This is a genomic window from Aliihoeflea sp. 2WW (assembly GCF_000497755.1).
Lineage (GTDB): Bacteria > Pseudomonadota > Alphaproteobacteria > Rhizobiales > Rhizobiaceae > Aliihoeflea.
Genome location: NZ_AYOD01000008.1, coordinates 38,395 through 62,508, shown reverse-complemented (window position 1 = coordinate 62,508; position 24,114 = coordinate 38,395). Strand labels below are relative to the sequence as shown.

General features: G+C 66.1%; 19 protein-coding genes. 4 read left to right on the top strand and 15 right to left on the bottom strand.

Going from position 1 to position 24,114, the window contains the following annotated elements; translation table 11 throughout:
* Positions 1-4 precede the first annotated feature (4 nt).
* The 3 genes from ALII_RS0105295 to ALII_RS0105285 are packed head-to-tail and all read right to left on the bottom strand — an operon-like array spanning position 5 to position 3,867.
* Complete coding sequence (locus tag ALII_RS0105295; RefSeq protein WP_024586281.1) at positions 5-1,309, bottom strand: glycosyltransferase family 4 protein; 1,305 nt, start codon at positions 1,307-1,309, stop codon at positions 5-7.
* Entirely contained in the window at positions 1,306-2,433 is a 1,128-nt protein-coding gene (locus ALII_RS0105290; protein ID WP_051375780.1) for a glycosyltransferase, read from the bottom strand. The genes ALII_RS0105295 and ALII_RS0105290 overlap by 4 nt, the downstream gene beginning before the upstream one ends.
* The gene (locus ALII_RS0105285; RefSeq protein WP_051375779.1) at positions 2,434-3,867 is read right to left on the bottom strand and encodes a polysaccharide biosynthesis C-terminal domain-containing protein; all 1,434 of its coding nucleotides are present in this window, start codon (positions 3,865-3,867) and stop codon (positions 2,434-2,436) included.
* A gap of 190 nt (positions 3,868-4,057) precedes the next feature.
* Here ALII_RS0105285 and ALII_RS0105280 point away from each other — a divergent pair, with 190 nt between their 5' ends.
* Positions 4,058-5,158: a glycosyltransferase family 4 protein gene (locus tag ALII_RS0105280; protein ID WP_024586280.1), complete on the top strand. Its 1,101-nt coding sequence runs from the start codon at positions 4,058-4,060 to the stop codon at positions 5,156-5,158.
* Here ALII_RS0105280 and ALII_RS0105275 read toward each other — a convergent pair.
* From ALII_RS0105275 to ALII_RS0105265, 3 genes are all read right to left on the bottom strand, one after another.
* Complete coding sequence (locus ALII_RS0105275; protein ID WP_024586279.1) at positions 5,155-6,537, bottom strand: hypothetical protein; 1,383 nt, start codon at positions 6,535-6,537, stop codon at positions 5,155-5,157. The genes ALII_RS0105280 and ALII_RS0105275 overlap by 4 nt on opposite strands.
* Positions 6,538-6,602: 65 nt before the next feature.
* A complete protein-coding gene (locus ALII_RS0105270; RefSeq protein WP_024586278.1) occupies positions 6,603-7,847 on the bottom strand; it encodes a VpsF family polysaccharide biosynthesis protein in 1,245 nt (414 codons plus the stop codon).
* Between the two features lie 5 nt (positions 7,848-7,852).
* Entirely contained in the window at positions 7,853-9,868 is a 2,016-nt protein-coding gene (locus ALII_RS0105265) for an exopolysaccharide transport family protein (RefSeq protein ID WP_161632237.1), read from the bottom strand.
* A 76-nt stretch (positions 9,869-9,944) separates the two neighbouring features.
* Here ALII_RS0105265 and ALII_RS0105260 point away from each other — a divergent pair, with 76 nt between their 5' ends.
* Entirely contained in the window at positions 9,945-10,751 is an 807-nt protein-coding gene (locus tag ALII_RS0105260; protein ID WP_152529544.1) for a hypothetical protein, read from the top strand.
* Here the strand turns inward: ALII_RS0105260 and ALII_RS0105255 are convergent.
* The 9 genes from ALII_RS0105255 to ALII_RS0105215 form a co-directional block, all read right to left on the bottom strand.
* The gene (locus ALII_RS0105255) at positions 10,744-11,520 is read right to left on the bottom strand and encodes an SDR family oxidoreductase (RefSeq protein ID WP_024586275.1); all 777 of its coding nucleotides are present in this window, start codon (positions 11,518-11,520) and stop codon (positions 10,744-10,746) included. The two genes, ALII_RS0105260 and ALII_RS0105255, sit on opposite strands and share 8 nt — an antisense overlap.
* 225 nt (positions 11,521-11,745) lie before the next feature.
* Positions 11,746-13,254, bottom strand: a complete 1,509-nt coding sequence (locus ALII_RS0105250) for a hypothetical protein (RefSeq protein WP_024586274.1) — start codon at positions 13,252-13,254, stop codon at positions 11,746-11,748.
* Positions 13,244-14,623 (bottom strand): oligosaccharide flippase family protein, encoded by a 1,380-nt coding sequence (locus ALII_RS0105245; RefSeq protein ID WP_024586273.1) that lies wholly within the window; start codon positions 14,621-14,623, stop codon positions 13,244-13,246. Before ALII_RS0105245 ends, ALII_RS0105250 begins: the two co-directional genes overlap by 11 nt.
* Positions 14,611-15,336 (bottom strand): AAA family ATPase, encoded by a 726-nt coding sequence (locus tag ALII_RS0105240; RefSeq protein WP_024586272.1) that lies wholly within the window; start codon positions 15,334-15,336, stop codon positions 14,611-14,613. Before ALII_RS0105240 ends, ALII_RS0105245 begins: the two co-directional genes overlap by 13 nt.
* A complete protein-coding gene (locus tag ALII_RS0105235; protein WP_024586271.1) occupies positions 15,333-16,649 on the bottom strand; it encodes a polysaccharide biosynthesis/export family protein in 1,317 nt (438 codons plus the stop codon). Before ALII_RS0105235 ends, ALII_RS0105240 begins: the two co-directional genes overlap by 4 nt.
* An 11-nt stretch (positions 16,650-16,660) precedes the next feature.
* Positions 16,661-17,710: an SDR family NAD(P)-dependent oxidoreductase gene (locus ALII_RS0105230; RefSeq protein WP_024586270.1), complete on the bottom strand. Its 1,050-nt coding sequence runs from the start codon at positions 17,708-17,710 to the stop codon at positions 16,661-16,663.
* Positions 17,707-18,390, bottom strand: a complete 684-nt coding sequence (locus tag ALII_RS0105225) for a sugar transferase (RefSeq protein ID WP_029660225.1) — start codon at positions 18,388-18,390, stop codon at positions 17,707-17,709. Before ALII_RS0105225 ends, ALII_RS0105230 begins: the two co-directional genes overlap by 4 nt.
* A gap of 13 nt (positions 18,391-18,403) precedes the next feature.
* Positions 18,404-19,639 carry a DegT/DnrJ/EryC1/StrS aminotransferase family protein gene (locus ALII_RS0105220; protein ID WP_244437316.1) on the bottom strand — a complete coding sequence of 412 codons (1,236 nt, stop codon included), beginning with the start codon at positions 19,637-19,639 and terminating at the stop codon, positions 18,404-18,406.
* Positions 19,640-19,642: 3 nt separating this feature from the next.
* Positions 19,643-20,380 carry a sugar phosphate nucleotidyltransferase gene (locus tag ALII_RS0105215; RefSeq protein WP_024586267.1) on the bottom strand — a complete coding sequence of 246 codons (738 nt, stop codon included), beginning with the start codon at positions 20,378-20,380 and terminating at the stop codon, positions 19,643-19,645.
* A gap of 314 nt (positions 20,381-20,694) precedes the next feature.
* On the opposite strand from ALII_RS0105215, the gene ALII_RS0105210 reads away from it, so the two are divergent.
* Complete coding sequence (locus tag ALII_RS0105210; RefSeq protein ID WP_024586266.1) at positions 20,695-21,945, top strand: O-antigen ligase family protein; 1,251 nt, start codon at positions 20,695-20,697, stop codon at positions 21,943-21,945.
* Positions 21,942-24,041, top strand: a complete 2,100-nt coding sequence (locus tag ALII_RS0105205; RefSeq protein WP_024586265.1) for a tyrosine-protein kinase domain-containing protein — start codon at positions 21,942-21,944, stop codon at positions 24,039-24,041. Before ALII_RS0105210 ends, ALII_RS0105205 begins: the two co-directional genes overlap by 4 nt.
* Positions 24,042-24,114: the final 73 nt, after the last annotated feature.

Genomic DNA, 24,114 nt, shown 5'->3' with positions numbered 1-24,114 from the left:
CGCCTCAGAGCTTGAAAATCTTGCGATAGGCCGCAATCAGCGCGGGCACCTGATGATCCCAACTGAACTGGTTCTCGACGCGCGCGCGCCCGACGCGGCCCATTTCGGCGCGACGTTCCGGGTCGGCGAGAAGAAGCTCGATCTGCTCGGCCATGTGGACCGGATCGTTGGGCCGCGCATAGGTCGATGCGCTCTGCGCCGAATAGCGACCCTCGACGACTTCGTATTGCACGATCGGCTTTTCGAAGGCCATGTATTCGAGGATCTTGTTCATGGTCGACTTGTCGTTCATCGGGTTCACCCGGTCGGGATTCACGCAGACATCCGACGTCGACAGAACCTCGAAAAGCGTCTCGTCGCTGGCCCGGCCGGTGAAGGTGACGAAGTCGTCGAGGCCCATGGCCGTGGATTGAGCCTTGAGCTCGTCCAGTGCCGGCCCGCCGCCGACGAGGCAGAACTGGATGTCCGTGCGGCCCTTGTCGTGGACGAGATGCGAGACGGATTCGAGCAGCAGGTCGATGCCCTCCTGCTGGCCCATGACGCCGACATAGCCGACGAGATGCGCGCGGCCCTTCTTCCAGGTCGGGTTCGGCGCAACGCGCTGCAGCTTGTCGAGATTGGGGCCGGAACGCACGACATAGACGTCTTCTGGCGCCATGTTACCGCGCTCGATGGCGATGTCGCGATAGGAATTGTTGGTCGCGATGGATACGTCGGCGAGGCCGAAGGTCAGCCGCTCGGCGAGTACCATCAGCCGCCAGAAGAAACCGCGCTTGCCGAACTTGGCCTCGTAGAGTTCCGGGTTGATGTCGTGATGGTCGAACATGAACTTCTTGCCGAAAGGCTTGAAGAGCGCGGCGACGAGGAAGATCAGGTCCGGAGGATTGCAGGCATGGATGGCGTCGAAGCCGTGCCGGCGAAGCACGCGGAAGGCGAGCACCGTTTCCCAGAAAAGTGCTGCCGAATATTCCGCGAGATAGCCGAGCGCGCCGTGTGCGTCGAGCGGCAGCTTGTGGCGATAGACGTGGATGCCGTCGATCGTCTCGTGCGGGGCGTCGAAACCCTTGCCGGTCGGGCAGATGACGCTGACCGTCGCGCCGGCCTTCTGCAACGTCGTCGCCTCCTGCCAGACACGGCGGTCGAACGGCACCGGCAGGTTCTCGACGATGATGAGAATGCCTTTTCCCGTCAACGGCTTGGCGGCGAGGATTGACTCGGCGCGCTCACGCGCCTCAGCGGCGCTGCGTGCCGACGGTGTCGGCTTGGCGACGATCGTCGTCGATCGTTCCTGTCTTGGAAGAGCGGTCATGCGACCTCCTTGCGGGTCTGTTCGGAAACGCCTCGCTGGGCGATGCGCCGGAAAAGTTCGAGATAGCGGGCCGCGCCGGCGGCTTCGGAGAAGGATGCGCCGCGCTGACGCAGTTCTTCGCGGTCCCACGAGCGGTCGAGCGCGTCGCCGATGGCGGACGCCATGGCCGCCGGATCAGCCACGGGAACCAGGATTCCGTACCGGCTGCCCTCGAGAATTTCCGCGGGGCCGTGCTTGCAGTCGGTCGAAACGACCGGCGTGCCGCAGGCCAGCGCCTCGGCGACGACGTTGCCAAAGCCCTCGTGGCGCGAGGAGAGGACGAACAGGGAGGCGCGGGCGAGGTGGGCGAAGGGCGTGTCGACGAAGCCGGGCATGGCGACGTCGCCGGTGATGCCGAGATCTTGCGCCTGGGCCTCGAGCGCAGGCCGCAAAGGCCCGTCGCCAAGAATGACGAGCCGCGCCGGTCGCAACTGCCGGACGCGCGCGAAAGCCGTCAGCAGCGTCGCGAAATCCTTCTGCTCGACCATGCGCCCCATGGCGACGATGGTGGGGACGCCTGTCGGATAGAGCGCCGGGTCGACCGGAGCGACCATGCGTGCTGCCAGATCGTCCGGCACGATGCCGTTGTGGATGACGTCGATGCGCTCGCGCGGCAGGTGGCAACTGACGGCAAGGTCGTCAGCAACGCCCGACGAGACCGCGACGATGGCGTCGGCCTGGCCGAAGAGGGCGCGGTAGAGAAGAGGCACCGGACCGAACTTGGCGCCGCGGGTGTCATTCGCCGACAGCGTGTTGTGCTGGCTGGCGACGATGCGGGTCCTGCCCGTCCGTGCAAAGCCGGCGGCGCACAGCATGATGTTGTTGTGGTCGTGCCCGGCCATGACGACGTTCGGCCGCGAGCCTCGCAGATAGCGGATGAGGGCGGGAACCGAGGCCGCCTGCCGGCGCACGCCGAGATCGACGATGCGCACGCCATGGGGCACGTCGCCCAGAAGCTCGCCGCGCCTTTCGTTGAGTGCCAGTTCGACCAGATGGCCGCGTTCGATCCACTGGCGGGCGAGGCCGAGATAAAGCCGCTCGATGCCGCCGCCTTCGAGGCTGGGAAGATAAAGCCCGATACGCATCTACGCCCGCCTCAGCCGAAGATTGGTCATCAGCAACCGCGCCTCCTGGCGATGGAGAAGCGCGACGAGCGCCAGGAAGGCGATGCCGCCGGCAGCGCCCGCGAGGACGAGGCGGATGAGCACCCATTCGTCGGCCGTCCACTGCCGCACGATTGCGGTGGCGACGAAGACGCCGAGCGCGACGGCGAGGGCGCGCAGGAGATCGCCGAGCGCGATGGGCAGTCTGAGAAGGCGCGACGACATCGCGATGCTGGTCAAAAGCCCGATGCCGCAGGCCGCGAGATAGCCCCACGCCGCGCCGAGCGCCGCATAGCTCGGGATCAAATAGAGGCTGAGCGCGATGCCGATGATCGCGCCCGGCAGAAGCGAGGCCGATTGCAGCCAATTGCGCTTGTGCGCGTGGAAGACGTTGTCGAAGACGAAGACCTTGAAATTGAAGAACACGACCGATGCGACGACGACCGGGAACACGGCAGACGCGTCGGCGTGGTAGCTCTCCGGCAGCACGAGGCCGACGATGTCCGGGCCCAGCACGATGAGAAACGCAGCCGCCGGCAGGATCAGCATGGCGATCAGATTAAGCTGCTGGACGATGAACGCGCCTGCCGCCGCGGGCCCGCGCGCATCGAAAATCGACACCATTTCGGGAAAGGCGCCCTGGTTGATGGCGTTGCCGAGAATGTCGATCGGCTGGCGCGCGAGCGCATAGGCGGCGGCGTAGACTGCGACGACGCCGGCATCGTGGAAGAGCTTCAAGAGCGGGCGCTCGATGGCGTCGAGGCCGAAGCTGATGAGCGCCAGAACGATGAGCGGCACGCCGAGCGAGAAGAGTTCGCCATAGGAGAAACGGGCCGGGCCCCGTTCGACCTTCGAATAAGCGATCCGCAGGCCCACCAACCCGCAAAGAAGCGTGCCGAGGCTGGTCGCAAGCGAGGCGGCGAGGAAGGTCGGCTCGATGAGGAGCACCGTGCTGATGGGCAGGACGATGACGCAGATGGAACGTGCGAATTCTATCGTCGTATAGGTGACGCGCCTTTGCTGCATCTGGAGGATGCAGAGCGCGTGGCGCGAGACGCTACCGGCAACGATGTAGGCGGAAACGGCGAGCGCGAATTCGCTCGCGCGTTCCGGGACGATGAGGAACGAGGCGAGGATCGCGATGAGGATGGCGGTGAGCGACGTGCCGATGAGCACGGTCGTCGCGCGTTTCAGGCTGCCGGAAGCGATGGTGCCGGTGCCGCCGAGGCGCAGCAGCGCGATGCGCAGCCAGTTGGACACGGCCGCATCCGTCATTTCGCCGATGGCGACGACGAGCGCGAGGAGGCCGTATTCCGTCTGGCTGACGAGCCGCGTCATGACGATCAGAAGCAGGATCGCCGAAATGCGCGGCAAAAGGATTGCCGGCAGATAGATGATCGTGGATCGGATCAGCATTTGGGAGCGCGCGCCTGTTCGACTTCGGCTGCAACCTAAGCGAGACAAGGCCAAGCAATGGTGAACGTGGCCGGCTTTCAGCCAATTGGGTTACCAAGCGGTTGATCGTGGCGGGCAGCGCATGGCGGGCGCGTTAGCGGTCTCGACATGGTTTCGCGCTAGGGTCGCGGCGTCCTTGCAGGAGCCAGCCATGCCCGTCTTACCACGCATCGCCTATTGCGGCCCGATTGCCCAACCGGGCGAGCCCGCGCGTGGCGGCTATGAATCGGCCAATCGCCGGCTGATCGACGATCTGCGGGTACATGGGCTGAGCGTCGCCGAATATCCTTACGCGCCGGAACGTGCGACGCCGGCCGGCAAGGCGGTGGCCTATGCCTCCAACTTCGCCGGGACGGCGGCGCGGGTGCTGGCCGAGGCGGCCCGGTTCGACATCCTCCACATCACGCCGCTGCGCCGCCATTTCATCCTGCCCGAGGCGGTGATCTGCATGAATGCCAAGGCGCGCGGGCTCAAGCTGGTCGTCGACATCCGCGCGGGCTGCTTCATCGACGAGATGGACGAGGGTGCGATGGGCGCGCGCGTGCAGGCCAGGCTGCTGCGGCATGCGGACCTGGTGACGGTCGAAGGGCTCGAATATGTCGATTTCGCCCGGCGCTTCACCGATGCGCCGGTACATTACCTGCCGAATTACGTTTCGCGGGGACCGGAGGGGTTGGCGGAGCATATTTTGACCAATCCGATCCGGCTCGTCTTCCTGGCCCGCATCGTGCCGGAAAAGGGCATCGAGACGGCCATCGAGGCGGTGCGGGTGCTGAAAGAAGGCGGGCTCGATGTACGGCTGGAGGTGCTCGGCCGGGCATCGCCGGACTATGCGAAGAGGCTCGATGCGCTGGCGGCGGGGCTGCCGGTCGCGTTCAAAGGTGCGGTGAATGCCGAGCAGGTGCGCGAGACGATCCGCGGCGCGCATTTCTTCATCTTTCCGACGCGCCATGACGGGGAGGGCCACTCCAACGCGCTGACCGAGGCGATGGCGGAAGGACTGGTGCCGCTTTGCGCCGACAACGGGTTCAACCGCTCGGTCGTCGCCGATTGCGGGCGCGTCTTCGACCGCGAGGCAGATGGCGCTGTCTATGCCACGGCGGTGCGAGAGCTCGCAGCGAGCGGGGCGTGGGCTGAACTGTCGCGTCGTACCGCCGAGCGGATCGCGCGGAACTATACCGCTGAGGCAGTGGTACCGGGGCTGATCGAGCGCTATCGCGAAATCATGGAAGGCGGGCGCAAAGCCGCCTAGACCGATAGCCGCTGGTCGATGAACGGGCGCTTGCCGTTTTTGCTGGCGACGAGCGTGTCGACCTTTTTCGGCTCGAACCGAATGGCGTCTCCGGCCTTGCGCTGGAGAGCGACGACGATCTCAAGGGCCTGTTCGGCCGTGCCGCTTTCGCTCGGCACATACTTCATCACGCAGACCCCCGGCGTGTCCTGATAGAACTGGAATTCCTTGATGCCTTCGAAGAAGGCGGGGTCGGAGGGCGTGAAATCGGTCGAGACGATGCGCCGTCCGTCGCGATCGACGAGCCAGGCGGGCTTGCGGCGCGGCGTTATGTTCGACACGCGCATGCGCCAGCAATTCTCGCGCGTTGCGGTGCGCACGAGCGTGGCGCGATCCTCGGTGTCGTAGCGGATGAAGGGCATGCCGCGCGTGATGAAGGAGGTGCCGATGAGCCGGCCCTCACGGCCGGGCTCGGTTATCGGCACGCCTGCGTTGTCGACGAGTTCGGCGATGCCGTAGAGCGGTTCGCACTCATAGGTGTCCGGCTCGCCCTCGACCTCGCCGGCAAAGATCGCCTTCTCGCTCATGCCGTAGAAGGGCTGGATGGCGACGTCGCCGAAAGCGGTGCGGATCGTCTCGCGCTGGTGGGCGAAGATCGGCTCGGAGATCGGAAAGACACCCTTGAGCGGCAGGCGGAGCCTGCGGCCGGTCGCGAGCATGTGCCGCGCGAGCATTTCCATCGCTGACGGAAAGCCGTGGAGGTAGCGGATGCCGCGCTGGTCGATCAGGTCGAGATAGAGGTCCATGTCCTGCGGCGTCATCGGGAAGACGGAGAGGCGCAGTTCGCCCAGCGCCGCCTCCCATTCATGGATGAAGCCCTTGCGGTCGTAAAGATAGGCGTCGCGCAGCATGGCGCGCGGCTCGCCGGCCTTAAAGCCGCAGCGGCTCCAGACATGGTGGATGAAGGCGATCTCGCGGACCGAGCGGTCGCGGTCGAGATAGAAGCCGAACGGGGCTTCGCCGTTCGATCCGCTGGTGTTGCCGGCATCGAGCGCTGATCTCGGAACGGCGAGCGCGCTCGTGCCGGCCCTGACGAGATCCTCCTTCGTCAAAACGGGGAGGCGGGAAATGTCCTCTGGCTCAGGGGCCGTGCCGCCCAGAATACCTCGATAGAACGGGCTTTTCGACGCGATGGCCAGGAGTTCGGCGAAGGCCCGGCGGCGCTCGGCATCGACGAAGTCGGCATCTTGGACGCTGCGGGCGACATTGCTGCGCCAAGTTCGATAGGCGCGGCCATATTTCAGCGAAGTCGGGACCATCGCCATCAGGGGCGCGATCGACCGACGCAAACCGACCGGACTGCCGACATAGGCACTGCGCGCAATGTCCAGAAGGCGCACGATGTTCTCCGCTGCGATGTTTCCTCGCCTCCCGCATACAGGGTTCGGCTTAAAGAAGGTTGAAGTCAGCTTCTCGCAACCGGTCGTTGCATGAAGGCGACCAGCATCACGACGATCATGGTGACGGTCGCCATCTTGGTCGACAAATGGTTGTTGGACAGCGCGACGATGAAGAAGATCGCGATTCCGATCGCCGCCGCACGTCCGTTGAGCCGCAAGAGGTGAGCGAAGAGGTAGATGACAAGGCCGGTGAAGAACAGCGCGCCCGGCAGGCCGAGCTGGAAGGTCAGGATGACCGGGGTGCTCTCGATATAGAGAAGGTCGAGCCGGGTCTCGATGATGTTCTGGATGATGGCAATGTCGGTGCCGGCGATTATGTCGCGCCAGGAGACGTATTCGAACACCCGATAGACATCGAGCCGCGCCATCGCGCTCTCGTCGATTAGCCCGCCCTCGAACCGGTCGAGGAAGCCGGCGCCGATGAGGAGGCCGATGGCCGGCAATGTCGCGATGGCGGCGAAGGCGAGCACCATCAGCTTCATCGAAGCTTGGCGGGCGGCGTCGACATTCTGCCAGCGCGTCAGCATCAGGCAGGCGAAGATCGCGATCGCGGCCATGATCGTCGCGGTGCGCGCGCCGGCCGCGGCAGCGCCGATGAGGAGGAGCGCCGCGCCGAGAAGCTTGAACGACAGGCGGAATCGGCTGGCGACGAGAAAGCCGATGCCGGCGGCGAGCATCAGGCCCTGGTTGAGCGGATGGCCCATCAGGCCTGTCGGGCGGAAATCGAGCTCGCCGACCTCATAGGGCAGGAAGCGCGTTCCCGTCGCGACTTCGCCGATGCCGATCAGCGCGCTCGCCATCAAGATGACGAGCATGACGTGTCCCGCAGTGCGCCGCATCGGCAGCGGCAGCATGAAGAGAACGAGGCCGGCGGCAGCGGCCGCGACGTAGGAATCGATGAGATAGCCGGCCGAGCCGCCCCGTCCGATGGCGACGAGGGCGACGGCGATGGCGAGCACCCAGAAGCCGAAGAAGAGCAGGGCGCGGAACGGCGCGAGCTCCCAGATTTCGAGCCTTATCGGCCGGAACAGCGGAATGATCGCCGCAACCCCGAGAAGCGCGTAGGTGCCGAAATGGATCTTCTCGTAGATCGCGCCTTTTTCGGTCGTGTACTCGACGAACTCGTTCATCAGCGGATTGGTGATGAGGATGCGCAGGCATATCGCACCGAGCGCCATGGCGAAGAGGAACAGCCAGAGCGACCTGTCGCGTTCGCGCCCGAAGGATGCCGATAAGGCGGCGTCGCTCATCGTGCTCAGCCCCGGATGACCTGCGCGATGACCGGGGCGGACCCGGCGGCGACGGTCTCGCCAACGGTGATTGCGCCATCATGGCGAACGCGACCCGCCGACGGCGCATCGACGACGATCAGGTCGAAATCCTGGCCCGACGCCGCGACCCAACGCGCGAGGTCGATGTCCTCGGCCGGCGCGCCGATGCCGATCGCGGTCAGGCCGCGCGGCAGGAAGGCGAAGCCGGCCGCATCGACGGTCAGCGCGAATTCGGGCTCGAAGCGGCGAAGCGACTGGACGTCGTTGAGGCCCGGATGACGCTCGAGGCCGAAGGCTGTGGTGAGCGGATTGCTGGTCTGGCCGGCGTCGACCAGCAGAACCTTGCGTCCGCTCTTGGCCGCGGCAATCGTGGTGTTGAGCGCGACGAAGGCGCGGTCGTCGGGATCGTCGCCGGTTATCGCGATGGAGGCGACCGGCCCAGCCGCCGACATGCGGCCGATCAAACCGGCGAGGTCGAAGAATGCCGGCGCTTCGCGGCGGGTCGCGAGCATCGCCATTTCATCGCCGGTCGCCGAACGACGCGAGAGGCGGAAGATCGGTGGAGCCCCGGCGGGTATGGCGCGGCGGGCGGTGGCCGGCGTCCCCGTCTGGTCGAACTGCTCGCGCAGCATGGCGAGCCCGACGCCGAAGAGGAAGCCGAAGGCGAGCGCGCCGCCAGTCATCATGGTGCGCGGCGGGCCGGCTTTTTCGAGCGGGGCGAGGGCGGCGGCGATGATCTGCGGGTTTTCCGGATTGACGGCTTGCTCCTGCTCGGAAAGCTGGCGCGTGCGTAGCAGGAAAGCCTCGTAGACGAGCCGGTCGCTGGCGGCGGTGCGCTCGAGCTGGCGCAGCTCGACGCTCGACTGGTTCTCTGCGGTAACCGTCGCGCCCGCAGACTGGAGCTGCGCTTCGAGGCTGGCAAGGTTGGCGCGCGAACGGGCAAGTCGCTGATCGACGGAGGTCGCGAACCGGTCGAGCTCGACATCGAGCTGGCGGCTGACGGACTGAGAGCGCGTGCGGGCAAGCTGGTAGGACGGGTGGCGCGCGCCGAGCGAGGAGGCGAGCGTTTCCTCTTCCTCCTGCGCCTCGGCGAGACGTGCACGCAGGGTCACGATGGCGGGCGTGAGGTTCGTTTCGGCGACCGAACCGAACGAGCTCGAATCGGCCCGCAGCCGCGCGACTTCGGCCGCCAGCGCCTCGTCCTCGGCGATGCGCGCGCCGACGCGGGTGATTTCAGTGGTGATGTCGGCAAGGCGCTGCTCGCCGATGCGCCGCCCATCGGCATCGATGATGTTGTTGGCGACCTTGTATGCCTGCACGGCGCGTTCGCCATCCTCGACGCGCTCGCGCAGCCGGTCGAGCTGCGACGACAGACCGTCGGCTGCACGGCCGACGGCTTGCGCACGCGTTTCGGCACGCTGCTCGACATAGATCGCGGCGATGGCATTGGCGAGCCGGGCGGCCTTTTGCGGGTCCTCCGACTTGACCGAGGCTTCGACGACGAAACTGGCCTCGTTGAGCGAGACGTTGAAATTGCGCTGCAGTGCCCGCAACGCCAGCCGTTCTGCGGGAACCGCGCTCGGCGTGGCGGGGAAGAAGGAGGCGACGAAGCCCGGCGGCGGGACGCCGAATTCCGGATCGGTCGCGAGGCCTTCCCGCTCGACGACCTCCATCAGGACCCGGTTCGAGCCCATGATGTAGGCCTGGTTCTGCGCATAGATGAGGGCGGTCTGTTCCGAGCGGCCGTTTGCCGAGAGTTCGCCTTCGAGAACCTGCATCCCCTCGGGATCGACCAGCACCTGCGCGGTCGCCCAGTAGTAGTTCGACATGGCGAGCGACGCGGCCGCTGCGATCACCGGAAAGACGATGGTCGGCACGAGAATCCAAAGGATGCGCCGACGCAGCGTGCGCAGCAGCGCGGCGAAGTCGAAGATCGTGACCTTGCCGTCGTCCTGGGTGCCTTGCGGCCGGCCGGCGCCACCGAGTGCCACGTCGCTCATCATGCCTCGCTCGTCGAAAAGGCGCGATGCGCCGTCTATTCCGTGCGCGCAAGGCTAAGTGACAGTCCTTAAGAAGATGTTCACCATGATCGGGAGAGGCGGATACGCGTCGTTAACCCTTCCTTACCCATGTCGTTCTAGGTTTTTGCTGTCGTGGACGCGCGTCCGACGGCTCGAGAACGGACAGAACATGGCAATGGCGCGATTTGCGGACAGGTTTCGGCGCAAGGAACCGGCACCCGAAATACCGGTGCCGGCCGCGCCCGCGTCGCTTCTGTCGGTAGAGCCCGAGCCTGAGGTCGAAATCCAGCCAATCGAAGCGCAAGCGCCGGCCCCGCCCGCACCGCCGGTCGATCAGCGGCCTGCGCTTTTGCGTCGGCTCTCCGGTGAAGACGCTCGACCCGCAAAGAGATTCGGGCTGCGCGCCGCAGGCCGGGGCGATGATACGATCCTCGCCGCAACGCCCTCTTTACGGCGCGCACCCCGCATCGGCGACTGGCTGGCGCGCCTTACGGGCGAGGGCGCGGCGCCTGACCAACGGGCCAGCGGCGCGATCGACGCCGAGGCGTTCGAGGACATCCGCCGCCAGATGGCCCGGTCCGATGAGGACAACCAGGCAGGCGATATCGACGACGCCGAAAAGCGGTTGACGCTCGCCCTGTCGAAAGCCGGGTGGCTCGCCGGTGAGATCGACAAATGTCATGCCGCGCTGGAGCAGGCGCGCGCCTTGATCCGCGACGAGGAATTGAGGCTCGCGCGGCTGCGCGGCCTGCACGAAGGCATGGGCAGCCAGGCGGAGACCGAGCGCGCGGATCTCGACGCCATCCAGCAGACGCTCGACTCGCTGCGGCGGATGGTCGGCCGCCTCGACGAGCCTAGATGATCGTCGGCACCGCGACGCCGTCCATCGTGATCGAGACGCCGGAAATATAGCTCGCTCGCCCGGAGGCGAGGAACACCACCGCATCGGCGATCTCTTCGGGCCGCGCATAGCGGCCGAGCGCGATTCGCGACACGCCGCGTTGGCGCGCTTCATCGACCGTTATGCCCTGCGCCTTCGCATCGGCGGCAAGCCCCTCGGCGACACGGTCCGTCTCGGTCAGGCCGGGATTGACGGCGAGGACGCGAATGCCGCGGCCGGCATAGGCATTGGCAAGCCCGGCCGTAGCCAGCATCAGCGCCGCATTGGCCGCGCCTCCGGCGATGTGGATCGGCGAGGCGACCTTGCCGCCATTGCCGATGACGTTGACGATCGCGCCCGAGCCGCGCTCGGCCATGCGCTTGACGACGGGGTCGATGACGTTGACGTAGCTGAAGAACTTGGCGTCCATGGCGGCGCGATAATGGTCCGGCGAGAGGTCTTCGGCCGACGTGCGCCGCGCCGAGCCGGCACTGTTGACGAGTATGTCGATCGGTCCGCCGGCACTTTCGGCCTCGCCGACGGCGCGCGCGGCATCCGCCGCATCGGACAGATCGGCCGCGACGAGCCCGACATCGCCGAGGATCGCGGCCGCCTTGTCGAGGTTCTGGCGACTGCGCGAGACGATCGTCACCTTGGCCCCTTCGTCGAGAAAAGCCTTCGCGCAGGCAAGGCCGATCCCTTTCGAGCCGCCCGTGACGAGCACGTGAAGCCCGTTGATGCCAAGATCCATATCAAACTCTCCCATTTTGCCTGCGCGCGACCGCCGGGCGATTCGACGGCCGCCTCTGTCCTGAAACGGGATCGCACCTGCATCCAAAAGTGCAAAGTAAGCAACACGGTCAGCTTGTCCATGCAAGCCGGGTGGCGCGGTTGTCGGGCTGCGAACGGAGAGTTCGAGCGGAACCTGAAGCCTTATGAAGGTGGATGGCGCAGCAAGGACTGCAGAATCGCGCTGCTACAGACTGTTCCAGACGGTGCACACTGTGTCCCGAACCGTATCCTCGATCGGTCGGTCCGTATCGATGGCTGCGACAGGCGCGCTGCCGTAGTCGCCATTCGATTCCAACGCGCGGCGGCGCTCGACGGCGTCGGCGTCCGGCCCGCCTTCCTTGCCGCGCTCGCGGTCGCGCATCAGGCTCGTGCCGAGTGGTGCCTGAAGCCTGACCACGAGGCCCGGCGGCGGCAGGTCGAGGCAGAATTTCTCTTCGAGCCGCATCAAGCCTCGCTTGAGGGCGGACGCCGCGCGCGCCTGTTGGGCCTTTGAGAACTGCACGCTGTCCATGCTGCCGACCGTGAGAGACGGATAGCGGTCGCAGATGACGATCGTTCCGGCCGTGGCGGCGCGCATCGCCTTGCGCAAAAGGTGGCGACGGTCGTGTGCGAGCATCGCCATGCGCAGCACATAGAGGAGCGAAGGGCTGTTCTCGCGCCGCTCCGGCTTTTCGTATTCGCCGGGGCGCTCTCGCGGGAAGAGACGGCGGGCGAGGGGGATTGCCAGATGGAGGAGCCACGTCGCCGGGGTCGCGGGCGGCTTGCCGGCATGGATGCGCCGCACGTCGAGATGCTCCCCGAGGCGGGTTTGCAGCGCCGTGCCAAGCGTGGTCTTGCCGACGGCCTTCGGCCCCACCAGCGCAATCACCGCTCCACCCGTGGCAAGGGCGAGGTCGCGACGGCCGGTAATGCGCGAGAAACCGAGTGCCGCGATGCGCCGCGCCCTGTCCACGAAGGCCGCGGCGCGGCCGACCCGGCGCAAGCCCTTCAGCGCGCGCGCCACGCGAAAGCCGAGCCGGACGCGCCGCGTAACAGTGCGCTCCGTCGCGATGGCTGCCAGCAAGGCGTGGAAGAGCCGCCCGTCGATTGCCGGAAACCATGACGCGCAGAGCTTCGCCGCGCGGTCGATGTCGCACTGGCCACGCAACCAGTCGAGTTCGGCCACGACGCCGGCATAATGTCGGCTCACCATCGCGATTTCGGTGAGGCTCGTATGCTTGAGCGCGTTGCGGACGGCGAACAGGACGAGTTCAGCTTCTGCCTGCGGAACCCGCACGCCGTGTATAAGGCGCGTGTCGTCCAGGAGTTCGTGCTCGATAGGCAGCCGGTACGCCTTGACGAGACTGTCGCCGGTGACGACCTGCGAATAGGCATGGAGGTGTATCAGCCGTGCCGAATCCGGATCGAGCGCAAAGGCATGGAAAACGCCCGGGTGACCGATACGGGCGCGCGACACGGCGAGCTTGAACCCGGTTTCGGCAAGCAATGCGTGGAAGGCGCAGGCGTCCCGCCGATCGACCAGGACGTCGATGTCGTCGTCGCCCGACAGCGCGTCCGCAAGGCGCATGTTGCTCTTCCAGTGACAGTAGCGGATCGAACGAGCCTCCATTCCGTCGAGAAGCGCGCGGACGACCGGATTGATGGCGGCGCGTGCATCGCGGGTCGGAAATTCGATCAGATTCTCAACCGGCATGGTGGCGTCTCCCCCGTCGCAGCGAACGTCCGAGCGCGATCGCCATGCCCGGCGGCAGGGCCAGATGGCGCCGGATCGCGACGGCGAGCGCCGCATTGAGCAGCGCCGTCGACCCGACCGACGCGAAGGCGGCGCCATGGACGCCGAGGACCGGAACGAGCGCCAGGGCGGCGGCGACGCCGAACGTCGCCGCAATAAGGAAGATCACCGCGCTCGCGCGCTCGTGGCCGGTCATGGTGAGAAGATGCTGCTGCGGTCCGAAGGCCGCGGCGAAGACCTGCCCCGCCATCAGGATCGCGACGATGGGAGCCGCCTCCAGGAAGGAATGGCCGAGCCAGCCGAGCAGCACCGGAGTGCCGCCCAGAAGCGGAATCGCGACGCAGATGGTTGCGATCAACGACAGGAGCGTCGAGCGGGCGCTCAATGTGCGCAGACCATCGATGTCGGCGCGCGCGTGAAGCGCCGAAACCTGCGGCGCGAAGGCGCTGGCGATCGCCATGCGCGGCAGCGCGGCGAGGAGAGACAAGCCGAAGGCGATGGCAAACAATCCCGCCTCGTGCACGCTGGCGATCATGCCCAGGACGAGCACGCCGGATCTGACGAGGACGTTGTCGGCAAAGAGAAGCACCGTCAGCGGGAGAGCCGGCGCCAACCATTCGCGAAAGGAAGCTCCGGCCCGCGCTTCGGCCAGCGCTTGCGGTCGCAGCAGGCGCAAGGCCGTCAGCGCGAAGGCGAGCGCGATTGCGCAGCCTGCGGCAAAAGCCAGCACGGCATAGGCGGCATCAGGCCGCCCGAGGCCGAGAAGCGTGGCGCCCGAGACGATGATGAGCACGGTGCCGTCGCGCAGGATGCGTTCCGGCACGAGCGAGACGACGGGTCCGCCGAACGCACGCGCGCCGGCCGATGCCGCCAGTTGAAACGCGATCAAGGGGATGGCGACGGCGCCGATGCGCAACGCATGGACCAATGCGCCGTCCCCGTCGGCCAGCCGGTCGGCGAAAACGACGATCAGCAGCGCGAACGCCGCTCCAAGTGCAAGCGTCGTCACCATCGCGCAACGCAGGACCCCGCGCGCCAGCGGCCACGCCTCTTGCGCTTCATAGGCGGGCAGGAGCCGAAGAAGCGAAGTGTGGAAGCCGAGCGTGGCGACATAGGCGCAGAGCGTGACCCAGGCGACGACATAGGCATAGATGCCGAACCCCTCCGGTCCGATCGCGCGGGCGATGACGAGCTGCGCGGCATAGGTGATGCCGGCGCCGGCGCAAAGGACGGCGAAGGCTCCGGCGCTGGAGGAGAGCAGCCAGGAGAGGCCGCGTGCACCGAATTTGCCCGGCGGGACACGCGCGATCGTAGCGCTCAAGGTGCGCATGCGTCCGCCTCCCGCCGAATGACGTCCAGGGAGCGCACGATGCGTGCCGCATTGGTGCGCGGGCTCGTGTCAGGCCCGCTTTCGACACGGATCGCGGTGCGGTTGCGCAAGGCGAGTTCGCGGCCGATGTCATGGGCCATCTCGATCTGGTTGGCGCTCGCCTTCGGTGACAGTTCGAACAGGCGTTCCAGGACGGACTGCCGGCCAAGGCGCGCCGCGAGCCGCTGACGAACGGCGCTGCGGGAAATGTCGATCTGCACGAGTGCGCCGGGCTGCGGAAGAAGATCGAGAGCGTCGGCAAGGCGCGAAGGGTCGGCGCGGCCGGCAAGAATGACGAGCGACGACAGCGCGCACAGATAGGCCTGGTCGAAGATGACGATCCCCGGGTCCTGCATGGCCTCACGCCATTGCGCGTCGAGCCGGTCGAGATATCGTCGGTAGCGAAGCGCCCAGAGCGGATTGCGGGGCGGATAAAGAGCAAGTAGCCGATCGGCGACCGGCGACCGGGCCGGACGCGATGCGAGGCGAAGCGCCTCGGGCAGCTTCGTTGCGCGCGACAGGACGGCGCCGAGCCTGCTGCCGGTCGCAGCTTCGGCCGGTCGGTCGCTGGCGACGATCCGCACGTCGATCCGGTCGTCCGCAAGGGCCTGCGCGAGGGCACGGGACAGCTTGGTCTTTCCGCTTCCCGCCGGGCCGAACATCTCGACGATCATGGCGAGGCCATGCGCAGGCCTGCCGGCTGCGCTCGCAAGGATGTGCTTGCCGGCGTCGCCTGTCCGGGGACGGAAGCGCCCATCGCCGCAAGTGAGATCTGGACGAAGTCGCCCGGTTCGAGCGCTGAATCGAGGTCGGCTTCAAGACGCACGGTCGATGCCGATGCCTGCTGGCGATAAAGGACGACGGTTGGCTCGGCGGCCGGCTGCGCGCCGCTCGGCACCTGGATTCCGGCCAGTTGCAGCTTCTGTTCGATGCTGTGCAGGCGTTCCCGCTCCGATGTCAGCTTGACGGTCGCCTCCTGCAACTGGCGCAGGAAATCAAGTCGTCGCTCGCCGGCAAGGCGCTGAAGGTCGCGCGTCAGTTCCTCGCGGTTGCGCCGGACCTGCATCAGTTGCGAACGGGTCTGCAGGAGCCGGGTGGACGACATCAGGAGTGCGCGCCGGGCATCGGTCACGCGTCCATGAACAACCGTGCCCTGCGTCAGGAGGTCGCCCGAGCGGGCAAGCTCGGCAGTGTCGACCGCGACGCCTTCTTCCTCGTTTTTCTGCTGTTCGGTCAGCACCACGATATGCTCGTCGGCCTGAGCGATCGATCGTTCGAGATATTCCTGCTGCGCGCTGAATTCGGCACGCTCGGTTTCCCGATAAGCCGTCTCGAAAGCGAGGAGGGCGTCGAGATCGGCCTCGGCGGAGGGCGACGGCGGTATCGCGTTCGCATCGAACGGTGCCTCGCCTTCGAGTTCGCCGTCGAGGCGCCAGATACGGACGTGCTGGGCGGCGAGGGCGAGCCAGGCGGTCACATAGTCGCTGCGCAGGCCGGACACATCGAAGGTCGGAGCGGCTGCCGCGGCCAGCAGCGGCAAGGTGCCGCCAGCCGACGCGATCGCCTGGCGCACGGTCATCTGCGGCCGGAATGGGACCTCCCCGGGCCGGGCGACGTCGCCGCCGATGGCGACGGGACGGTATTCGACGATGGAGACGGCGATGTCCTCGCGCTCGACGGCCCGCAGATATTCCCTGCCGTCATTGGCGTGAAGCCGCAGCACCTTGCTGGCGAGAACGGTCTGGATGCGGTCGCGTACGGCCGCGATTGTCGCGTCTGCGGCGTCGATCGTCCCAACCAGCGGAAAGGTGAGTGTCCCGTCGAGTTGCAGCGGCGCGCGCAGACCGAGCTGCGGCGTGCCGGCAACGGACATCTCGACGATGTCGCCGGGGTGAAGGCGATAGTCGGCGCCTGCCGCAGAGCCGGCAGCAACCAGCGCGCCGCCCAGGATGGCCAGTCGCGCGTGGGAGGAAAGGACGAACCGCATGGCTTCCTCCTTCAGCTTGCAAAGCTCAGTTGCGGACGCACCCGGCCGACCGACAGCCGCTCGCGCCACCACTCGGCCGTGCGCTCAAGCCCGGTCCGCAGGTCGACCGCCGGCCGCCATCCGGTCGCGGCATGAAACCGATCGGCATCGGCGACGAGAGCGCGGACTTCGGAATTGACGGGGCGGGCCCGCTCCGCGTCGCGCTCGACCGTCTTGCGGCATCCGGTGACCTCGCAGATCAGATCGACAAGGTCGCCGATCGTGATCGCCTTGCCGCTGCCTGCATTGTAGGGGCGCCCGAATTCGATGCTGTTCGACAGGCCGATCTCGGCGAATGCGGCCGCCGTGTCCTCGACGAAGGTGAAATCGCGCCGTGGGCTGAGATCGCCGATGCCGATGCGGCCGGCGGCCGGATCGAGGATCTGGCGGATCACGGTCGGAATCACCGCCCGCTCGCTCTGGCGCGGGCCGTACGTGTTGAACGGACGCAGGATCGCGACCGGCAGGTCGTGCGAGCGCGTGAAGCTCTCGGCAAGCATGTCGGCCGCGATCTTCGTCGCCGAATAGGGGGACTGCCCCTGCAGGGGATGGAGCTCCGAGATCGGCTCGAACAGGGCTGTTCCGTAGACCTCGCTCGTCGACGTGTGGACGACCCGCAGAACGTCGGACCGCCGCGCGGCCTCGAGGACGTTGAGCGTGCCGGTCACGTTCGTATCCACATAGGACTGGGCGGCGACATAGGAATGGGGGATGGCGATGAGCGCCGCCAGATGGAAGACGACCGCCATGCCGGACACGATCTGCTGCATGAAGGTGGCGTCGCGCACGTCGCCGCGAACGAGGCGGAGCTCGGCGCGGATGCGCGGGTCGATCTCGTCGATCCAGCCATGCGTGTCGAACGAGTTGTACAGGCAGAGCGCGGTGACGCTGGCGCCGCGCCGCACCAGTTGCTCGGTCAGATGCGAGCCGATGAAGCCATCCGCTCCGGTAACGAGCACCTTGAGGCCGCGATAGGTCTCGGGGCAGCGAAAGGGACCGCCGATTGGTTCGTGGACGTTCATGGCTGACCGCCCTCCGTCGTCGCCATGCCCGGCATCGACGCAGATCTGACGGCCGAGGCATTCAGCCCGACGACGGCCAGGATGCCGACGACGATCCATTTGAAATCGGTATAGAGCGTGCGGTCCCGATAGTAGCGCAGGTCGAGGCCGGCCTTGGCCGGGAACAGCACCTCCCGGTAGAAGCGCGTCGGCTCGGCGTTGACGGGGAAGAGGCTGCCTTCGTTGCGGAAGGCGACCTGGCTCGGCCCGAGAATGCCCGGACGATGCTCCAGGATCGAAATGGTCGTCGCATCGAAGCAGTCGGCGAAGTCGAGGCTTTCGGGTCGCGGGCCGACGACGGACATGTCGCCGCGCAGGATGTTGTAGAATTGCGGCAGCTCGTCGAGCTTGGTGTCGGCCAGGAGTCTGCCGATGCGCGACATCCGTGCGTCGTTCTGCATCGTCAGCGGCAAGCCGGCGCGCGTCTCGCGTGTCGCGAACTTACGGAACTTGTAGATCGTGAAATGCCGCCCACCCTCGCCGAGCCGGATCTGCCTGAAGAAAATCGGCCGACCGCATTCGGCGACGATCGCGACGGCGATGGCGAGAAAGAGCGGCGCCAGCACCACCAGCGCGGCACCGGCGATCGCGACATCAAGCAGTCGGCGCAACCGGGCGTCGAGATATGGTTGTACGCGCATGATCGATCCCTCGTCATGAATGTCTGAGCGCAATTGCAAGGCTTGCGACGACCCTCTCGACGTCAGTGGCCTGCATGCGCGGATGGAGAGGCAGGCTGAGTTCGCATGCGGCGAATTCCTCCGTCACCGGGAGCCGGACGTCGCGAAACCTGCTGGCGTAGTAGGAGAGCGTGTGGACGGGGGGATAGTGGATGGTCGTCTGGATTCCCTCCCCGGCGAGGCGGGCGATCACGGCATCGCGATCCGTTCCGGCGGGCAGCACCACCGGCATGATGTGATTGGCCGAGATCGCGCTTTCGAAAAACGGCACGCCGATGTCGGGGCAATTGCGTGAGAGCGCGTGCCGATAGGACGCCGTCAGTGCACGGCGTCTGGCATTCCAGGCCGGCAGGTGCGCGAGCTGGACGAGGCCGATCGCGGCGCGCAGCTCATCCATGCGATAGTTGTAGCCCAGCATGGAGACGTCGTAGTGCGGTGTCCGCCCGTTCAGCCGCTGGCGCATGTCGAGCGTCATGCCGTGGCCGCGCATCTGCCTGACCTTGGCGAGGACGGCTGGGTTTGCGGCAGTGACCATGCCGCCCTCGGCGGTCGTCATGTTCTTGTTGCCATAGAAGCTGAACGCCGTCGCATCGCCGACATGGCCGACGCCTCGCGCACCGACCGCGTGGGCAGCATCCTCGATGATGACGAGGTCGTGCAGATCGGCGAAATTGCGCCAGTCCTCGGCATGGGTGAGATAGCCGGCATAGTGCATGAGGATGATGGCGCGCGTTCGCGAATTGACCTTGGCATCGGCATCGCTCATCGAGATCAGCGGAGTGTCGAGCGCTGCGATGTCGACGAAGACGGGCTTCGCGCCGACATAGAGAACGGCGTTCGCCGTCGCCACGAAGGTGAGCGAGGGCACCAGCACTTCATCGCCCGGGCCGATGCCGAGCGCATCGAGGATCAGATGAAGCGCGGCCGTGCAGGAATTGACGGCTACGGCATCCTCGACGTCATGCGCGTGCGCGAAGGCCTCCTCGAAAGCCCGGACCTTCTGCCCCATCGTGATCCAGCCACCGTCGAGAACGGCGCGGACTGCCTCCTTCTCCTCGTCGCCGAGAATGGGTTCGGCCACCAGAAGGTTCGGCGCCGGCGCCCGCATGGGGGAGGGACCAGATGGAGAGTCCGTCTCGACCGTCGCGCCGATCGACGGCGGGACAATGGGGGCCGACCGGCCATTTTCGATGATCTGTTCGGTATCCATCATTCACTCCGCCGCCACCTGTTCGGGCGCGATGGCGTGCTCGAATGCCGGCAACTGGTCGTCCCAGCTCAATTGTTGGGCGCTCTGGAAATCCTCGACCCGCCCGATGTCGAGCCAAAGCCCCTCATGCGGGAAACTGAAGATTGGCAGGCCGCGGCCCAGCATGCACAAGATGAGGTCGTCGAAGCCGAACGGGATTCCGCTCGGGATGTGCTTCATGATCTTCGGGTCCATGCAGTAGATGCCCATGCTCATCAGGTTGGACAGCACCGGCTTTTCCTTGAAGCCGACGATGCGCCCGCCGATCTGCTCGATCACGCCGAACTCCATCTTGGTATGGCGGCGGGCCGAGGCGACGGTGACGAGCCCGCCAAAGGAGCGGTGACAATCGGCGAAGGCCGTGATGCTCAGGTCGGTCAGGATGTCGCCATTGATGACAAGGAAGGTCTCGTCGAGTTCTTCGCGCAGGAGGCCGAGCGGCCCGATCGTTCCGAGGGGCTCGCGCTCTTCGGTGTACTTGATGCGCATGTCCCACTGGCGGCCGTCGCCGCAGAAACTGCGGATCAGATGGGCGAGGTAGCCGGTGGTGATGTAGACGTCCTGGATGTCGTTGCGGCGCAGCCAGCGCAGCAGCAGTTCCAGCACCGGCTTGGTTCCGACCGGCATGAGCGGCTTGGGGAGCACCATCGTATAGGGCCGCAATCTCGTGCCCATACCCCCGCATTGAATCACGACTTTCATGTTTACCCTCCCTGCCGTTCGATTGCCATTCTGCGGAACGTTGGAATTGCTCGCACGCAGTTGTTGATTTGTTGAAGCGGCATTCGAAGAGGATGTTTTTACTTCAAAATATACCGTACAGAAATTGCCAATAAATGGGCAATACAAATAATGACTAGTATTAAATCGAAATTCTAAAAAGTATTAAGATATTTAGGGAGGGGCTACCTCCAAATAGTATTTGTCTTGGCGCCTGTCTCATGTGGAATGTAACCTTTGCCGCGTCGTTTGCATGCTGACGACGGCGCGCGGACTTCGGGCTTCGGGGACGCATCATGTTGCGTGAGGGTCTGTTCGCATTGGGGCTGGTGCTTTACCCGGCCACGCAGTTGAGAATCGGCGGCTTGCCGATCGGCCCGGGCGAGGCGTGTCTTTTCGGCTGGATCGGCCTCACGAGCCTCGAACGCCTGCTCGTGCCGCGCAGCGTCGGCCCGGTCGTCTTTCGGGTCGCGTCCTTCTGGTTCATCTTCGCCCTTTCGCTCTCGCTGGGAATGGTGGTCGGGCTCCTGGTCGAACCCTTTCACGACCTTCCCTCCATCGCCCACGATGTCGTCGCCTACAGCCTCCTGATCGCGATCAGCATGCTTCTGGCGCTCGATCTGGACGACCCGGTTCGCCGGCTGCGCACCGCGCGGCTGGTCGTGTTCTGCGGCGTCGCGGTGCTGACAGTGCAGCTTGCGGACGGCTTTGGTGTATCCGTCGTGCCCGGAACAGATCCCTGGTTCTTCGATCGTTTCCGCGGCTGGTCGCTCGATCCGAACCAGCTCGGCCTGATGTGCGCAACGCTGACGCTGCTATCGATCTATCTCGTCGAGAAGAGCGATCGTGCCGGAGAACGGTTTCTGGCGGCGAGCGCGGGCATCATGGTCTTCGGGGTCGGTCTCCTGACCAAGAGCGATTCCTACGTGGTCTGCGTCTCGGTCGCCGCGCTTGCGCTGATCGCGACCGGCGCGTGGACCATGCTGTCGAGGCCTTCTGCGAACCATCGCCTTCGCGACGCGCTGATGATCTTCGCGGTGCTTGCGCTGCCGGTGACAGCGCTGGCGCTGGCGCCATTCGCGCGAACGATGCTGGTCTATGTGCAGACGCAGTCGACCGCGGTCTATGAGGACGATGATCAGGGCGACACGCGCCTCGGCCTGTGGACCGAGGCGATCGAAAAAGGACTTGAGGCGAATCTCGTCGGCTTCGGCCCCGGCGCCCATCTGACCAGCAAGTCCTACAAGCGGCCGCCGCCCGACAAGTTCGAGGCGCACAACACGGTGCTGGATCTCTTCACCCAGGGCGGCGTCGTGGCGGTGCTTCTGTTCGCCTGGCTCTGCCTGTCCGCCTTTACGCGATGCTGGAGCGCCGGATTGCCGTCGCTGGCCGCACTCGCGGTCGGCTTCACGGCGTTCTCGATGTTCCATTTCGTCATCCGCCATCCGATCTTCTGGTTCGGGATCATGCTGTGCCTGCTGGAGACCGCACGCGTCGGCGTCGCCGCGCGCAGCGATGCGCCGCATCCGGTGGGAGCGCGCGCATGAGGCCCGTCAATGCGGACGTCCCTCCGTTTCGCTTCGTCGCTACCGTGCTGCGTCGGCGCTGGCTTCTGGTCCTCGGTGCCGGCGCCCTCGGCGCAGCGGCAGGCATCGTCGTGGCGGCGGTCGTTCCGCCGACCTACACGGCCAAGGCACAGCTCGTCATCGATGCGCAGGCCGCCACGATTGGCAACGTGATCGACGACGCGGCGGTCGACACGCGCGTCGAGATGCTGATGTCCGATGGTCATCTGCGCCAGATGCTGAAGAGCCTCGATCACGCAGCGAACCCCGCCGCCTCGACCGACACGGTCCCGGCACCATCGATGACCGATCGCATCGAGCTTTTGCGCACCAAGCTGATCGCGCGGCTGGCGCCCTTCACCCGCGCCTCCGGAAGCGTGGTCGTGCCGTCCGAGCAACCGGAAACCGATCTCGCCGCGCTGAGCCTCGATGACCTTCAAAAATCCATCAACGTCTACCGGGAGCGTCGCTCGCGGGTCATCTCGGTGACCTATCGCTCGCGCGATCCCGTTGCTGCGGCAGCGATGGCGAATACGGGCGTCGAGGTCTATGTCGACGACCTGCGCAGCCAGAGGGCGAAGTCGCGCCTCGATTCGCTCCGGCGGCTCGAGGAGCGCATTCCCGAAGCGAAGGTGGCGATGGAGGCGGCCGAAGGTACGCTGCGCCGTTTCGCGTCCGCCCACGGCCTTCTGGCAGACGGGGACGCCGGCGACGAAGATCTGCGCATAGCCGAGATCAATCGCCAGCTCGCCATCGCGCGCTTCGACCTGGCGGAGCGAAGCCACGGGCCCGAAGCGACGAAAGGTCCGGGAGCGGATGGCAACGCGAACTCCTCCACGTTCCAGACAACTGCGCGATCGGGTCCGATGCCACTCTATCCGCTCGGTATCGCCGGTCATCCCGGAACCCTGGCCGGTATGGCCGCACCCTTCGCTGCGAGCGCCGGTCGGCCGGAGACTGCAACGGACGCGGCTGGCGCCGACATGCCCGACTCCGACGTGCTCGCAGCGCGAGTGCGCTATCTGGAACGCTGGCAATCGCGGCTGCAGTCGGTCCGGGCGCAGACGCTGGAAGCCGAACTCGCCTATCGCGACCTCGTACGCAATGCGGCGTCGGCGCTGCAGGTCTATGACGCGCTGCTGCGCCGTCAGGCTGACCTGCTGACCCAGGAATCCCGGCCGCCCGAGGCACGCGTCCTCTCGCTGGCGGCGCCGCCTGAAAAACCGAGTTCGCCCGACACGCTGCTCTTCATTCTTCCTGCAACGCTCTTCGCCTGCCTGAGCGGCGGGCTCGTCGCGCTGATACTCGAACGCGGCAACCATACGCTGCGGAGCCCAAGCCTCGTCGGCGCGGATGACCGATCGTCCGAAACGGTGCTGCTGCCCCATGTCGGCCGGCTGTCGGGTCAGCGGGGAGCTTTGGCGCGCCTCGCCCAGCCCTTCTCGGCATACACAGGTGCGGTACGCCTCTTATCCGCGCAGATGACGATCGAAACGGGTCCGGATGGCGAGGAATCCTGCATCTGCCTCGTCACGTCGAGCGGGCCCGGTGAAGGCAAGACCACGCTTGCAATTTCGCTCGCCGCCTATCTGCGCACGATCGACCGCAAGGTGCTCCTCGTCGACATGGATTTCCGCCGTCCGGGGCTGGCGCCCGGCTTCGATGCGGCGCGCGGGAACGGCATTCTCGATCTTTTGCGCGGCACGCCGCCAGGCGACGTCATCGCGCGCCACGAAGGCTTCGGCATCGACTATCTGCCGCTGCCGGTCGACCGGATCGACCCCATGCTCGTTCTGGCCGATCGCGAACTCGACAGGGTCATGCGGGACTTGCGCGGTCAGTACGACGTCGTCGTCATCGACGGCTCGCCAATGGCGGGGACGGCCGACGCCCGGCTCATCCTGCCGCTGGTCGACCGCGTCGTTCTCGCCTCGCGCTGGGGCCGCACCCTGATCGAGGATACGCGCACCGCACTTGCGCGCCTGCACGACCTCCAGATGGCCGAGCGCACGGAACTGGTCATGACCATGGTTCCTCTGCGCCGGTACGAGCGTCACCATTATCGCGAGATCAACTGAAGTGCCTGCCGGGTAACCAACAATAAGTACCCCGGAATAGAGCATACCCAGGTCAGGAAAATTCGAGACATAA